Annotated in this window: 10 protein-coding genes; all 10 read left to right on the top strand. The window is 62.0% G+C overall.

The features are described from left to right. Positions 1-275: 275 nt before the first annotated feature. Positions 276-1,124 carry an undecaprenyl-diphosphate phosphatase gene (locus tag HMPREF2765_RS03695; RefSeq protein WP_044150432.1) on the top strand — a complete coding sequence of 283 codons (849 nt, stop codon included), beginning with the start codon at positions 276-278 and terminating at the stop codon, positions 1,122-1,124. Between the two features lie 158 nt (positions 1,125-1,282). Further along, positions 1,283-2,599, top strand: coding sequence for a cysteine--1-D-myo-inosityl 2-amino-2-deoxy-alpha-D-glucopyranoside ligase (gene mshC, locus HMPREF2765_RS03690; RefSeq protein ID WP_044150434.1), 1,317 nt, complete (start codon positions 1,283-1,285; stop codon positions 2,597-2,599). Positions 2,600-2,881: 282 nt separating this feature from the next. Continuing rightward, a complete protein-coding gene (locus HMPREF2765_RS03685; protein WP_049354654.1) occupies positions 2,882-3,967 on the top strand; it encodes a tRNA (adenine-N1)-methyltransferase in 1,086 nt (361 codons plus the stop codon). Positions 3,968-4,098: 131 nt separating this feature from the next. Further along, the gene (gene arc, locus HMPREF2765_RS03680; RefSeq protein WP_070604294.1) at positions 4,099-5,925 is read left to right on the top strand and encodes a proteasome ATPase; all 1,827 of its coding nucleotides are present in this window, start codon (positions 4,099-4,101) and stop codon (positions 5,923-5,925) included. Positions 5,926-6,068: 143 nt separating this feature from the next. Beyond that, positions 6,069-7,880, top strand: coding sequence for a depupylase/deamidase Dop (dop, locus tag HMPREF2765_RS03675; protein WP_070604293.1), 1,812 nt, complete (start codon positions 6,069-6,071; stop codon positions 7,878-7,880). A gap of 195 nt (positions 7,881-8,075) precedes the next feature. Then, positions 8,076-8,270, top strand: a complete 195-nt coding sequence (locus HMPREF2765_RS03670; protein WP_005506016.1) for a ubiquitin-like protein Pup — start codon at positions 8,076-8,078, stop codon at positions 8,268-8,270. A gap of 29 nt (positions 8,271-8,299) precedes the next feature. Beyond that, the gene (gene pafA, locus HMPREF2765_RS03665) at positions 8,300-9,772 is read left to right on the top strand and encodes a Pup--protein ligase (protein WP_070604292.1); all 1,473 of its coding nucleotides are present in this window, start codon (positions 8,300-8,302) and stop codon (positions 9,770-9,772) included. Between the two features lie 146 nt (positions 9,773-9,918). Next, positions 9,919-10,977 (top strand): FKBP-type peptidyl-prolyl cis-trans isomerase, encoded by a 1,059-nt coding sequence (locus HMPREF2765_RS03660; protein WP_070604291.1) that lies wholly within the window; start codon positions 9,919-9,921, stop codon positions 10,975-10,977. 114 nt (positions 10,978-11,091) lie between these two features. After that, a complete protein-coding gene (locus tag HMPREF2765_RS03655) occupies positions 11,092-11,487 on the top strand; it encodes an FKBP-type peptidyl-prolyl cis-trans isomerase (protein ID WP_005508667.1) in 396 nt (131 codons plus the stop codon). Positions 11,488-11,725: 238 nt separating this feature from the next. Continuing rightward, entirely contained in the window at positions 11,726-13,987 is a 2,262-nt protein-coding gene (locus HMPREF2765_RS03650) for a WYL domain-containing transcriptional regulator (RefSeq protein ID WP_070604290.1), read from the top strand. The last annotated feature ends 185 nt before the right edge of the window (positions 13,988-14,172 follow it).

The following is a 14,172-nucleotide window of genomic DNA, read 5'->3' as shown; positions in this document are numbered from 1 at the left end:
TTGGCGGGTGACCGTTAGCCGTGCATGATGTGGGGGCGGGATGCATACTGGGAGTATGTATCCCGCCCCTTACGCGTTTAATGTGCGCAGGTGGTGTGCGCATTGGCGGTTTGCGCGGCGTCCTTGAGCTGTGGATGAGCCCCGGATGCACCGCGGTGTACCTCCTGAAACGGCACCCTGAGCGTTTCACAGTGTGGACGGGGCGGTTTGCGGAAGTTCCACATCACCTTCGGCGAACCGCCCCGGGCGGGTGCACCTCCTGTATCCTTGAATGCGTGGAATGGATTCAAGCAATTATTTTGGGCTTTGTTCAGGGCCTGACCGAATTTCTGCCGATTTCGTCATCGGCGCATCTGAACATTGTTGGCCAGATTCTGCCGGAGAAGGCTGACCCGGGCGCCGCGTTTACCGCAATCACCCAGCTGGGTACTGAGACCGCGGTCTTGATTTTTTTCTGGCGCGATATTGTGCGCATTGTGAAGGCGTGGTTTGGCGCTCTTACCGGTCGTGTACCGCGCAATGACCCGGATGCCCGCATGGGTTGGCTGATTATTATTGGCTCCCTGCCCATCGGCGTTCTGGGCCTGCTGCTGGAAGACTACATTGACACCCAGTTCCGTAGCCTGTGGATTGTGGCGACTATGCTGATTGTCTTCGCTGTGTTCCTGGGTCTTGCGGACCGTTTTGGCCGCGAGCAGCGTGAGCTGAAGGACCTGACGTTCCGTCACGGCCTGCTGTACGGTTGCGCACAGGCGCTGGCACTGATCCCGGGTGTTTCCCGTTCGGGCGGTACGATTACTGCGGGTCTGTTCATGGGTTACACCCGTGAGGCTGCGGCACGTTACTCGTTCCTGCTGGCCATGCCCGCCGTGTTCATGTCTGGCCTGTACAAGACCTTCAAGGTGGTCACCGGCGAGGAAGCTACCGGCTTCTACGGTATTCCCTCGACTATCGTGGCTACTCTGGTTGCGTTTGTGGTGGGTTACCTGATGATTGGCTGGTTCCTGAAGTACGTGTCGTCGAAGTCCTACGGCATTTTCATCTGGTACCGTATTGCGCTCGGTATCCTGATTTTCGTTGGTCTGGGCACTGGCGTTCTGAACGCTACTTCTTCGGCGTTCTAAGGCTTTAGCCCTCAGCGTGATATGACATACCCGTCCGTGAGTTTCTCACGGGCGGGTATTCTTATTGGAGTAGATTTTTTGGCACCCGCATGCCTTGAGGTTGGGCGGCGGGTGTGGCGCGTCCACCGGTTGTGGGCGTTTTTACGGAAAGGAAACCCATGCGAGCTTGGGATGCCCCCGCCTCTGTGACTCTGCCCGGTCAGGCTGCGCTGCCGCGTATTTTTGATACCGCGGCTGGTGAGATTGTTCAGGTTCAGGAGGATAAGGCGGCGAGCCTGTACGTTTGCGGTATCACCCCGTACGACGCGACGCATATGGGTCACGCCTCCACCTATGTTGCTTTTGACTTGCTGCACCGCGCCTGGCTGGATGCGGGCGTGCCGGTCACCTACGTGCAGAACGTGACCGATGTGGACGACCCGCTGCTGGAGCGTGCGACCGCGACGAATGTTGATTGGCGTGAGCTGGCTGAGGATCAGACGGAGCTGTTCCGCACCGATATGAAGGCGCTGAACGTGATTCCGCCGGCGCACTATGTGGGTGTGGTGGAGTCCATTGAGTGGCTGTTCCCGCTGATTGAGGACCTGTTCCGCCGCGGCCTGGCGTACCGCGTGCCCGGTTTCACGGACGAGCAGGGTGTGGTGCATCCTGACGGTGACGTGTACCTGGATCTGAAGGCTGTGCGTGAGCTGCCCGCGAACGCTGAGGGCTACTCGTGGGCACCGGGCGAGGTCTGCCACTTGACCCGTGATGAGATGCTGGAGATTTTCGCTGAGCGCGGCGGCGACCCGAACCGTGCCGGTAAGCGTGATGCACTGGATCCGCTGCTGTGGCGTGTTGAGCGTGAGGGCGAGCCGAGCTGGGATGCCGGCGAGCTGGGCGCGGGCCGCCCCGGCTGGCACATCGAGTGCACGATGATTGCCCGCCGTTTTGTGGATGGTTCGCTGACCGTTCAGGCTGGCGGTAACGACTTAACGTTCCCGCACCATGATTTGGGTGCGGGCCATTCGTGGGCTGTGTCTGCACGCCCGCACGCTAAGCATTACGCGCACACCGGCATGGTCGGTTTGGATGGCCACAAGATGAGCAAGTCCCGCGGTAACCTGGTGCTGGTTTCGCGTCTGCGTGCAGCCGGTGAGGATGCGAACGCGGTGCGTCTGGCGATTATGGGTCAGCATTACCGTTCGGATTGGTTCTGGACTGATGAGCTCCTGGAACACGCGAAGGCTCGCCTGGACACCTACCGTCATGCGGTGTCGGTGGCTGAGGGCCGTGAGGGTTCCGAAGGTGTCACCGATGAGGCGGCTGTTGAGCTGCTGACCACTGTGCGTGAGGCACTTGGCGAGGACCTGAACGCTCCGGCGGCGTTGGCGGCTGTGGATGCGTGGGCTGTGAAGGCTCTGGCGGACACCACCGTCGGCGGTGGCGCGCTGGTGCGTGACATCCTGGCGGCACGCCTGGGCGTGGTCCTCTAGGGATAACACCCCACGAAACGTTGAAGCGCAGGAGCGGCGCTACGGTGTGAAAGCCGTGGCTGCCGCCCTGCGCTTTTCTGCGCCTGCACGTGATGCGCCCGCTTTCTACCGCACCGCCGGCTGACCGCACAAGAAACCAGCTTCCCGGTTATCACGCCCGCGGGGTAATGCGCCACAGCCGATTTGCAGACTCCGCTAAAATAGAAAAGGACTTTTTCCGTCCGCAGTTCGCCGCAAAGCGCGAACAGCACAGACTGACCCAAACCCGAGGAGAACCACCCCGTGAGCAGCGGCACCCACACCCCCACCGGCGCAATCAACCGCCGCGGCCCCTTCCGCCCCGGCGAGCGCGTCCAAATCACTGACGAACGCGGCCGCATCACCACCATCACCCTCGCCGAAGGCGGCGAATACCACTCCCACAAGGGCTTCCTCAAGCACGACGACCTCATCGGCGCACCCGAAGGCACCGTCATCCCCAACACTCACGGCATCCTCTACCAGGCGCTGCGCCCCCTCTACAAGGACTTCGTGCTCTCCATGCCGCGCGGCGCAGCCGTCGTCTACCCCAAGGACGCCGCCCAGATTATCGTCAAGGCTGACATCTTCCCCGGCGCGCGCGTCGTCGAGGCAGGCGTCGGTTCCGGTGCGCTGTCCATCGCCCTGCTACGTGCGGTCGGCGACTACGGTTGCGTGCACTCCTTCGAACGTCGCGAAGAGTTCGCAGACGTCGCCCGCGGCAACATTGAGACTATGTTCGGTGGCCCGCACCCGGCGTGGAAGCTGAGCATCGGCGACCTGCAGGACACCCTGCCGCAGGTTGAAGAGCCCGGCAGCGTCGACCGCGTCGTCCTCGACATGCTCGCACCCTGGGAGTGCCTGGACGCTGTGGCGGAGGCGCTCGCACCCGGCGGCGTGCTCATCTGCTACGTTGCGACCGTGACCCAGATGTCCCGCCTGGTTGAGGGCATGCGCCTGGACGGCCGCTTCACCGAACCCGAATGTGACGAGACCATTGTTCGCGGCTGGCACGTGGAGGGTCTGGCGGTCCGCCCCGACCACCGCATGGTTGCGCACACCGCGTTCCTGGTGGTTGCCCGTCGCCTGGCTGACGGTGCGGTGCGCCTGGCACCGAAGCGTCGCGCGTCCAAGACTGACTTCTCTGAAGAAGATATGAACGCGTGGATTCCCATGAATGTGGGCGAGCGTGAGGTGACCGATAAGAAGATCCGCCGCGCAGCCCGCGATGCGAAGAACCTCGCCGCTCACGCCGCACGCGCGAACGAGATTGCGCTGGAACAGAACGGTACCGCGCAAAACGACGCAGCTGCTGAAACTGACTCTGCGGCGACTGAGTCCGCCGAATAATTTGAACCACTGACCTGCGGGGGCACGGGCGTTGCCTGGAGCCCCCGCAGTGCACCCACCAGGCTACTCGCCTTACCCGACCACCCGCATCGAGTAGCCGCCGACAAGGACGAACAGCTAAAGGAGCTACCGTGTCCACCCACGAATCTGCAGATCAGGTAGGAACCCCCCAGTACGGCACCGCCCACAGTGCAGCCAGCGCGGCACCGCACTACTCGGCTGCTTTCGGGTCGACCTCCCTGCCCGGCAGTCAGCCCGTCAGCGCGCAGGAGTATGACGCCGTGCTGCGTCGACTCTCCGCGGCGGAGGCAACTCGCGACAATATGAGCCGACAGATTCGTGGTGCGGGGGAGAAGAACCGCAAGCTCGTTGAAGCAATCACCAGCATGCGCTACCAGGTGGAGCGTCTGCGCGCGTCCCTGTCGCAGAATGTTATGCCGCCGCTGAATTCGGCGATTGTGCTGGCGGTGCATGAGGGCCAGACCATGACCTACGAGCAGGTTGCCGACGATAAGACTCCCGCCGAGATTGACACCTACCTGGATGTTCAGGTGAGCGGGCGCATGATGCGTATTCCCGTGTCCCCGCTCATTGACCTGTCCACGCTGACCCCCGGCATGACCGTGCTGCTCAACGATAAGACCGAGGCGGTCGTTGCCCTAGACACCGAACCCTTCGGTGACGTGGTGACCGTGCGCGAGGTGCTGGATGAGCAGCGCGTGCTGGTTGATACGTCCTCGGGTGCTCAGCAGGTGGCGCGCGTGGCTGGTTCCCTCGACATTGAGCAGCTACGCACCGGTGACGCGGTCACGCTCGACACCCGCACCCGCATGCTGACCTCGCAGGTTCCCGCCTCCCGTTCGCAGGAGCTGGTTCTGGAAGAGATCCCGGACGTCACCTACGAGCAGATTGGTGGCCTGGGCGCGCAGATCGAGCAGATTCGCGACGCGGTGGAGCTGCCGTACCTGCACCCCGAGATTTTTGAGCGCTACCACCTGGCGCCGCCCAAGGGCATTCTGCTGTACGGTCCTCCCGGTAACGGTAAGACCATGATTGCTAAGGCTGTGGCGAACTCCCTGGCGGCTCGTGCGGCTGCGCTGAACCCGGGTTCGGCTACTCGCGGCTACTTCTTGAACATTAAGGGCCCCGAGCTGCTGGATAAGTTCGTTGGTGAGACCGAACGTCAGATTCGCGATATTTTTGTTGCCGCCCGTGAGAAGGCGGAGGCGGGCCACCCGGTCGTCGTGTTCTTCGACGAGATGGAGTCGCTGTTCCGTATGCGCGGTTCGGGTCGTTCCTCCGATATTGAGACGACCATCGTGCCGCAGCTGCTTGCTGAAATTGACGGTGTGGAGTCGCTGCAGAACGTCATCGTTATTGGCGCGACCAACCGTGAAGACCTGATTGATGCCGCCGTGATGCGCCCGGGCCGACTCGACCTGAAAATCCGCATTAACCGCCCGGACGCTGCCGGTGCGGCAGAGATTTTCGGCCTGTACCTGACCGAGGACCTGCCCCTGGACGCTGCGGAGGTGGCAACCGCCGGTTCGACCCGCGCCGCCCTGACCGCGATGATTGCGGCGGCGGCAGGTCAGCTGTACGCACGCACCCCCTCCACGGCGTACGCTGTGGCGACCGTGGATTCTTCCATGGTCGTTGGTTCTGGTGCGAGCGCGAACCTGTCCACGCACACGCTGTACCGCGGCGATTTCGCTTCGGGTGCGGTGATTCGCAATATTGTGGACCGCGCGAAGAAGGCCGCGATTAAGGAGCAGCTGCAGGCGCTGACCGCCGGTGCGGACGCTTCGAGTGTGGGTATTGGTACCCGCCACCTGCTGGAGGCGGTACGCGCCGAGTTTGAGGATCAGGTGGACTTGCCGCCGCTGCCCGATATTGAGGATGCGCTCACCGTTGCCGGTGTGCGTGGCCGCCTGGTGTCGGTGGAGCCGCCGCGCTAAACCCCGCGCCCGCGCCATGAGTCGGACGGCGCACACTCACTAAGCTGTGCGCTCAGCCCACACCCCGCGCTTATCCCGCATAAACTCAGCATTACCGCAGGTCCAAAGCCTTTAGATGGTATAGATTTTTTCAGGAGAACCCCATGAACTCCACCCCCAGCTACGGCGTGCACCGCATTATGGGTGCCGAAACCGAGTACGGCGTCATCGCGCCCTCCGCGCCGGGCACCAACCCGACCGTGCTGTCCGCACTGGTGGTCAACACCTACGCCAAGCTCGCCTTCCGCCGCGGCGCCGCCTTCCGCGAGCAGCTGCAGCGCCGCGCCCTGGCTGATGAGCTGACCGCCGAGCAGGCACGCCAGGCAGAGAACTACTCGACCGCAACCCCCGAGGGCCAGTGGCTGGGGGAGTCCGAGTCGCCCCTGCGCGACGCCTTCGGCCGGGTGCAGGACGCCTCCACCGCGCACTCAAGCCAGATGACCCACACCCGCACCGAGCTGACCAGCCAGGACATCGCCCTGGAGATTATGCGCGAGGCGGGCGTGCAGGCACCGGGCGAACCCGCCGAGCCGCGCAGCGCCCTGGATGCGCTCGCCGGCGTGCACGGCCGCGGCGGCTTCCCGGAGCGTCTGGATTGGGACCGCGTGACGATGAACGCGATCCTGCCCAACGGTGCGCGCCTGTATGTGGATCACGCGCATCCGGAGTATTCCTCGCCGGAGGTTCTGACCCCCGCCGACGCGGTGCTCTATGACGCTGCCGGTGACGCGCTGGCGTACGAGTCGCTAGTGGAGTTGGGCAACCACGCGCAGGATTTGCCGCAGGTGAAGCTGTACAAGAACAACACCGATTCGAAGGGCCAGTCGTACGGCGCCCACGAAAACTACCTGATTAGCCGTGATGTTCCGTTTGAGCAGGTTGCGGATGCGCTCCTGCCGTTCTTTGCGACCCGCGCTATTTTTACGGGTGCGGGCCGTGTGGGTATTGGTACGCACGGTGAGGTTCCGGGTTTTCAGATTAGTTCGCGCGCTGATTTCTTTGAGCGCACGATTGGTTTGGAGACCACGATTCGCCGCCCGATTGTGAATACGCGCGATGAGCCGCATGCGGATGAGTCGAAGTACCGCCGCCTGCACGTGATTCCGGCGGATGCGAACATGTCGCACTATTCGAACCTGTTGAAGTTTGGTACGGCGGCGCTGGTGATGAACCTGATTGAGTCGCATAGCGAGCAGCACCCCGTGCTGCCGGGTGTGCGCCTGTCTGATCCGGTGGCGGCGATGCACGCGGTCAGCCACGATTTGTCGCTGTCAGTTCAGTTGCCGTTGGCGCCGTCTTCGGCGACCCTGCCGAACCCGGTGTCCACGAGTGGTTCGGCGAGTGCCCTGCAGATTCAGCGCGCCTACTATGAGGCCTCCCGTGCGCACGAGGAGTCGAACCCGGCGGGTGTGGATGCTGCGACCGCGCAGATTCTTGATCTGTGGGGTGAGGTTCTGGACGCCCTGGAAACCAACCCGCTCTCGCTGGCGGATCGTCTGGACTGGGTGGCGAAGTATGCGCTGGTGCGCGGTTATGTCGCTCAGGGCGTAGATTATGCGAATCCGAAGTTGAAGGCGTTGGATTTGCAGTACGCTGATATTGACCCGTCGAAGAGCCTGTATCACCGTCTGGTGTCGCGTGGCCGCATGCGCACGCTGTTCTCTGCGGAGCAGATTGAGCGTGCGACGACCGAGCCGCCGCGTGAGACGCGCGCGTTTTTGCGTGGCACGTTGATGGCGCGTTGGCCGGAGGAGATTCTGGGTATTAACTGGGATACGGTGTCCTGCCGTGGCAGGTATTCGAAGGATCTGACTCGTTTTACGATGATGGAGCCGACCCGGTACGGTGCCGCCCAGGTGGAGCCGCTGCTGGATGAGGTGAACCATTCGGATGAGCTGCTGAACCGCCTGCGCTAGTGGCACCTCACCACCCCTAAACCCACATAAACTCATATTCTTCCCCGGGGTGAATACCCCCATTCGGAAGAGTAAAAACCACATAACCCACAGTTAGGGTGCAGGAGAATCCGGGTACCAAAACCCTTACACCCCGCACCCGACCCCACTAAAAACTTATTTGTCCACAACCGAAAACCCCTTGAGGAGAGAACCATGAGCCGCGAACGCATCAGCGCACAGCAGACCGAAACCACCGCAGCCGAGCAGGAGCAGGAACTGACCCTCGCCGCCTCCCACGTTGTCTCTGACGTGAGCGAGGTCGACGACCTGCTCGACGAAATTGACGGCCTGCTCGCTGAGAACGCTGAAGACTTCGTCACCGGCTTCGTCCAGAAGGGCGGCGAGTAACCGGCGCACCTGCGCGCCGGGTCAGCATCATGGAACACCGTATTTTCGGCATTGAAAGCGAATTCGGGCTCAGCTACGTCCCGCACGGGCTCGGTCGGCTGAGCATCGAAGAGTCCGCCGCCACCCTTTTCAAGCCCGTCCTGGATCAGTGGCGTTCAACGAACGTCTTCCTGCCCAACGGCGGTAGGCTCTACCTTGACGTGGGTTCGCACCCCGAGTACGCCTCCGCCGAATGCGGCAACATTGACGAACTACTCGCGCAGGAACGCGCCGGTGAGCTGCTTTTCGCTGATCTGGCGCGTACCGCCCGCAAGCGCCTGCTCGCAGGCGCGGAGGGCCGCCCCCTCGACGGTGAACTGTACCTGTTCAAGAACAACGTGGATTCGGCGGGCAACTCCTACGGCAGCCACGAGAACTACCTGATCAGCCGCAAATTGCAGTTCAACGACCTGATTAAGCAGCTCGTGCCGTTCCTGGTGACCCGCCAGATTCTGGTTGGTGCCGGTAAGACCCACCCGAAGGGTGGCCCGGTGCCCGGTTCGACCGACCCGGCGTCCTGCACGGGTGTGCCTTCGTATTCGTTCTCGCAGCGTGCCGACCATATTTGGGAGGCGGCATCCACCTCAACCTCGCGCGCTCGCCCGCTCATTAACACCCGCGATGAGCCGCATGCGGACGCGTCGAAGTTCCGCCGCATGCACGTCATTAATGGCGACTCGAATATGGCGGAGCCGACGACCCTGCTGAAGATTGCCAGCACTGACCTGGTGCTGCGCATGCTGGAGGACCGCTTCCCGGTGACAAGCCTGGATATTGTGTCTGTTCCGGCGGCTCTGCGCGCTATCAGCCACGACCTGACCGGCACCGCGACCTTCGAAACCACGGACGGTAAGCACTACACGGCGTTGAGCGTTCAGCGTCACTACCTAGATGCGGCACGCCAGTACGTGCAGCAGTACGGCGCGCACCACCATCATGTGGAATACGCCCTGGACCTGTGGCAGCGCACCCTGGACGCTATCGAGTCCGGCGACTACAGCAGCATCGATACTGAGATTGACTGGGCGATTAAGAAGAAGCTTCTGGATGCGTATATTGCCCGCGCCCGCGCGGCTGGTCAGCCTGCCGATTATGCGAGCGCCCGCATCCGTCAGCTGGATTTGGCGTACCACGACATCGACCCGGAGCGTAGTGTTTTCCATGCGCTGGTTCGTCGCGGTGCGGTCAAGCGCATCCTGCCTGAGGGGGCTGCGAAGGCGGCGAAGACTCAGCCGCCGAACACTCGCGCTCTGCAGCGTTCGCGTTTCATTAATGCGGCGGTTGCGGCGGGGGAGCAGTTCACCGTGGATTGGGTGCATTTGAAGCTCAACGCCTACCCGCAGCACACGCTGGTGTGTAAGGACCCGTTTGCTACCGGTAGCGAGGAGCTGGAGGAGGTGCTGAGCCTGTTGGCGTCTAAGGCGCGTCAGCATCAGGAGGCGGCATTCCCGCCGCCCTGCTAAAACCCCAGCTCACCCCGCGCCGCGACACAGCCTGAACACAGCTACGTACCGTAGCATAAAACAGCTAAACCTATACCTGTAAACTGTTCTGTGACACACGGGCACTCACACGCCCCACTCTCACAGAAAACCCAGAGGATAACACTATGACCAAACGCTCTAAGCTCGCTATTTTCGGTGCCAGCGCGGCAGCTCTTGCGCTCGCACTGTCTGCATGTGGCGCGCAGTCCAGCGGCGACCTGTCTAAGGTGCAGTACACCCTGAAGAACGCGACCGCTGAGCCTGAGGCGTCCTTCGCGACTCCCTTCGCCGCTTCTAGCCCCTCCGCGTACGTGATTGAGGAAGGCAACGGCGACTCCATCAATGATGGTGACTACGTGCTCGTTGAGGCTGCCGTGTTCAACGGCACCGACGGCAAGCTTAACGGTTCCACTTACTCCAGCGAGCCGATTCTGCTGCCGATTAACGATCAGCTGAAGCAGGCTGCACCGCAGGTGTACGAAACCCTGAAGAAGATTAAGGTTGGCGGTTCTTTCTCGTACACCACCAACGTTCTGCAGCAGCGCAGCACTGCGGGCGTGACCACTACGACCGCTTCGCCCGGTGCCGCAACTAACGTTGAGGTGTACACCGTGAAGACGAAGCTGCCCAAGTACGCAACCGGTAAGGCTGTTGAGGCTGACCCGTCGCTGCCGTCCTTCACTCTGGATGAGTCCACCGGCAAGGCTGATATTAAGCTGCCCGACACCAAGCAGGAATACACTGAGCTCGTCTCGAAGAACCTCATTGAGGGCGAGGGCGCCGAGGTCAAGGAAACCGATACCGTGTACGTGCGTTACATTGGCGTGCAGTACTCCGACGGTAAGGTCTTCGACGGCAACTATGACGCTTCCACCCCGATGGGCCTCTCCCTGCAGGGCGTTATCAAGGGCTGGACTCAGGGTCTGAAGGGCAAGAAGGTCGGCTCCCGCGTTGAGCTAGTCATCCCGGCGGATTTGGCGTACGGTAACGACACCGGCGGTTCCAAGCCTTCGGGCACTCTGGTGTTCGTTGTTGATATTCTGGGCGCGGAGGAGAACCCGCAGACCCTGCAGCGTGCTCAGGCGGCTTCTAGCGCAGCTGCTGCGGAGGCGTCCGCTTCGGCAACCGCTGAGGCTTCTGCGACTGCGACCCCGGCGGCTACCGCTTCGGCTACCGCACAGTAGCCCGGCAACCACATTTTTATATAGTGTTTTATACAGCGCTCGCCGCTTATCCTGTATGGGCGGCGAGCGCACCCACTATTTCGATTCATTTCGAACCAATCAAAGGAGACACCCATGTCTTTCGGTCAGCGTAACCTCGACCGCGAAAAGCCCGAAATCGATTTCCCCGAGGGCGACGCCCCCACCGAGCTGGTCATCACCGACCTGATCGAGGGTGCAGGCGCTGAGGTTGTTCCCGGCTCCCGCGTGCTCACCCACTACGTTGGTGTGGCATTCTCCACCGGTGAAGAGTTTGACGCGTCCTGGAACCGTGGCGAGCCGCTGCCGTTCCAGGTGGGCGTTGGCCAGGTTATCCGCGGTTGGGATGAGGGTCTGCTCGGCATGAAGGTCGGCGGCCGTCGTCGCCTGGAGATTCCCGCCGACATGGCGTACGGTGACCGCGGCGCTGGTTCGGTCATTAAGCCCGGCGAGTCCCTGATTTTCGTGGTGGACCTGCTGGACGTCCGCTAAGGATTAGCAAGGTTCTCGCGTTTTTCGCGCTTCTCACGTAAGACGCGCAGAGACGCGCAGCCCGGTGCTTTCTCCCGATTGTGGGAGGGGCGCCGGGCTTTTGTGTATCAAGTTTTTGTACTGGGCTTTTTTGTACTGGGCTATCGGCGCGTCCGCGAAATTTTATACCCGCGCATTCTTCTCGCAGCCACCCCACACGCAAGTAAGTGCCGCGGAACACACACGGTATGATGGAATCATGTCCACCGCAGCCCAGCTTTACATGACTCTTCACCGCCTCTCCACCGCCGCCGAGGCACCCGATGCCGCCACCCGAACCCAGGGCATCAGCCGCAACGAGCTACTGACCCTGCTCGGTATTAGCACGCGCGCTAACGGCTCCCTCAGCGAGTCCCAGGAACGCGCCTTTGAACGAGCCAAGCAGACCCTGCGTGATGCCGGCGCGCGCATCACCCACGTGACCACGGACCTGGGTGAGCGCTACCGCCTTGAGACCAGCAACGCCGCTAAGCTGCCCGCCTGGAACCCCACCGCCGAGGAGTTCCGCCTCATCAACACCATCCTGCGCGGCTGGGAAGGCACCGAACTGCAGGATGATGCCTACCGCATTCTGCGTAAGATTGCGCTGACCAGCGAGAACCTCACCGATGAGGCGCTCGCCGCCGCGAAGATCCTGGAGCCGAAGACCGGCAAGCGTCAGCGCGCGAAGAACCTGTACACCTACCGCGAGCCCCTTCAGCGCATTTACTTTAGCGATAACCCGCACCTGAATGAGCTGTTCACTGCCTATGCGGAGCGTAAGACGGTCACGTTCACCTATCAGACGGCTGCCGGTGCGACCCGCACGCAGGAGAAGGTCAGTGTTGCCGGTATTGGGTACCGTTACGGCACCTGGTATTTTGTCGGCTACTACACTGAGAGCTCGGAGCGTAAGGAGTACACGTTCCGTGCCAGCCGTATTCAGAAGCTCACGATGCTCTCACGTATCGATTCGACCCCCATCAACGCGACGTTTAACGCCAAGAACTGGCTTGAAGACATTAAGGGCTACGAAGAGAGCCTGATTGTTGCCGAGGTCAACGCCGATTCGACGTTGTCGGAGCCCTTCACCGTGCCCTCGTACGGCACGATTGATAGCGCTGTGGCGGCGACCAGCTACAGCTGCGTGATCGAGCCGCCCGAGGAATCGGAGGCTGCCTCTACCCGCCAGCGTGACAGCTACGCCGCCCAGCAGCAGCTGTTGCGCACCCTCACCGACCTGCACAGTGGCGCAGTTGAAGACCCCGGCACCTGGGCGGATATCAACCAGCGCAACCGTAACAACTCCCTCGACGACCTTGTGGACCTGCTCCTGGGTCTGCACCGTGCCGACCGCTGGGCGAGCGCCCACGATGAGGCGCCCATGCCGTTGAACCAGCTCAACGCCCTCTACAGCGTGGACACCGAGAAGAACCGTGCCCTCGGCAAAACCATTGCCGAGATTTTCGCGCAGGTAGACACCGTACCCTTCGAGTCTGATCCCAAGGACCCGGACGCCCTCAAGCCCACCTACATTAACCTGCTGCCGGACTTTGGCGGCGCCACCCCGAACACGCTGCTGAACTACGCGCGCCTTACTGACACTGAGCTCGCCATTCTCGTCTTCACCCTCTCTGCCGCAGATATTCTGCACCCGGCGGATGCGCGCCTGGGCAGTATCCGTGCGGCGCTCGCCGCCGCGTACCCGAACGCGCCTATCTATACGCAGCATCTGTGCTTCGCCCCGGAGGAGCCCCTACTGCAGGAGGCGACTGCCGCCCTGAGCAGCGGCAACGCCGTGACCATTGGTTACGGTGAGCGTGCCGCGGACCGCCTGGTGGACCCGTATGCGTTGGTGCTGCACCGCGACCACATGTATCTGCATGCGTGGTGCCGTACCGCTGAGGAACGCTACTATGCCGCGCGCGGTGAAGAGGTGCCCGAGTATGTGCCCGAGGCTTTTGCTCACCCCACCACCGGCGAGGCAGAGAACAGCGAAGTTGCAGACAGCGAGGCGGCGGACAATGAGGCAGGGGAGAAGACCCCCACTTTCTGGCGTAACTTCCGCCTCACCCGCATCAATCACATTCACGAGGCGGGCGCGGGTCGCGCCCACCCGGTCACCGGTGACACCGTCCCGCATTGGCACGCGCAGCAGCACAGCACTCAGACCAACCCGTTCGCTGAGTTGCGGATTCACCCGACCGAGCATATTCCCAGCGGTGAGCCGCTCGATACGCTCACCGCAACGTACATGCGCCGCAGCACCCACCACGTGAAGAAAGCTTCACGCACCCAGTACGTGCGCATCCACTACTACAACAACGCCCACGGTGCTGGCGATAAGAACATTCTCGACACCGTCATTGCGCACCGAGGTGCCCTCGAACTGGTCGGTCCTGCGCACCTGCGCGCGGCGTTGCTTGACCAGTTGCAAACCCTCAACGCGAGCAGCCGCAGGGGTGTGCCCGCAGAAAAATAGAACTTCACCCACAAGCAAAAACACCCTAAAAACCCATCTAAGGCGCCAAAACATTAACCTAAAACTTGTATAATGGTGCTCATGTCTTGGTGGTTCTGGATTTTGCTATGGGGCGCGCTCATCATCTGCTCGCTCCTCTATTTGGCATGGTTCACCTACAAAGCACTCACTCGCGGTTTCACACT

The organism is Rothia sp. HMSC062H08, from assembly GCF_001810775.1.
In the GTDB taxonomy this organism is placed as follows: domain Bacteria; phylum Actinomycetota; class Actinomycetes; order Actinomycetales; family Micrococcaceae; genus Rothia.
The sequence above is the reverse complement of the archived record's forward strand: the minus strand, read 5'-3'. Positions and strand labels throughout refer to the sequence as shown.

Coding starts and splice junctions, on each gene's coding strand:
- mshC (WP_044150434.1), top strand. CDS start 1,283: ATGCGAGCTTGGGATGCCCCCGCCTCTGTGACTCTGCCCGGTCAGGCT.
- dop (WP_070604293.1), top strand. CDS start 6,069: ATGAACTCCACCCCCAGCTACGGCGTGCACCGCATTATGGGTGCCGAA.
- HMPREF2765_RS03670 (WP_005506016.1), top strand. CDS start 8,076: ATGAGCCGCGAACGCATCAGCGCACAGCAGACCGAAACCACCGCAGCC.
- pafA (WP_070604292.1), top strand. CDS start 8,300: ATGGAACACCGTATTTTCGGCATTGAAAGCGAATTCGGGCTCAGCTAC.
- HMPREF2765_RS03660 (WP_070604291.1), top strand. CDS start 9,919: ATGACCAAACGCTCTAAGCTCGCTATTTTCGGTGCCAGCGCGGCAGCT.
- HMPREF2765_RS03655 (WP_005508667.1), top strand. CDS start 11,092: ATGTCTTTCGGTCAGCGTAACCTCGACCGCGAAAAGCCCGAAATCGAT.
- HMPREF2765_RS03650 (WP_070604290.1), top strand. CDS start 11,726: ATGTCCACCGCAGCCCAGCTTTACATGACTCTTCACCGCCTCTCCACC.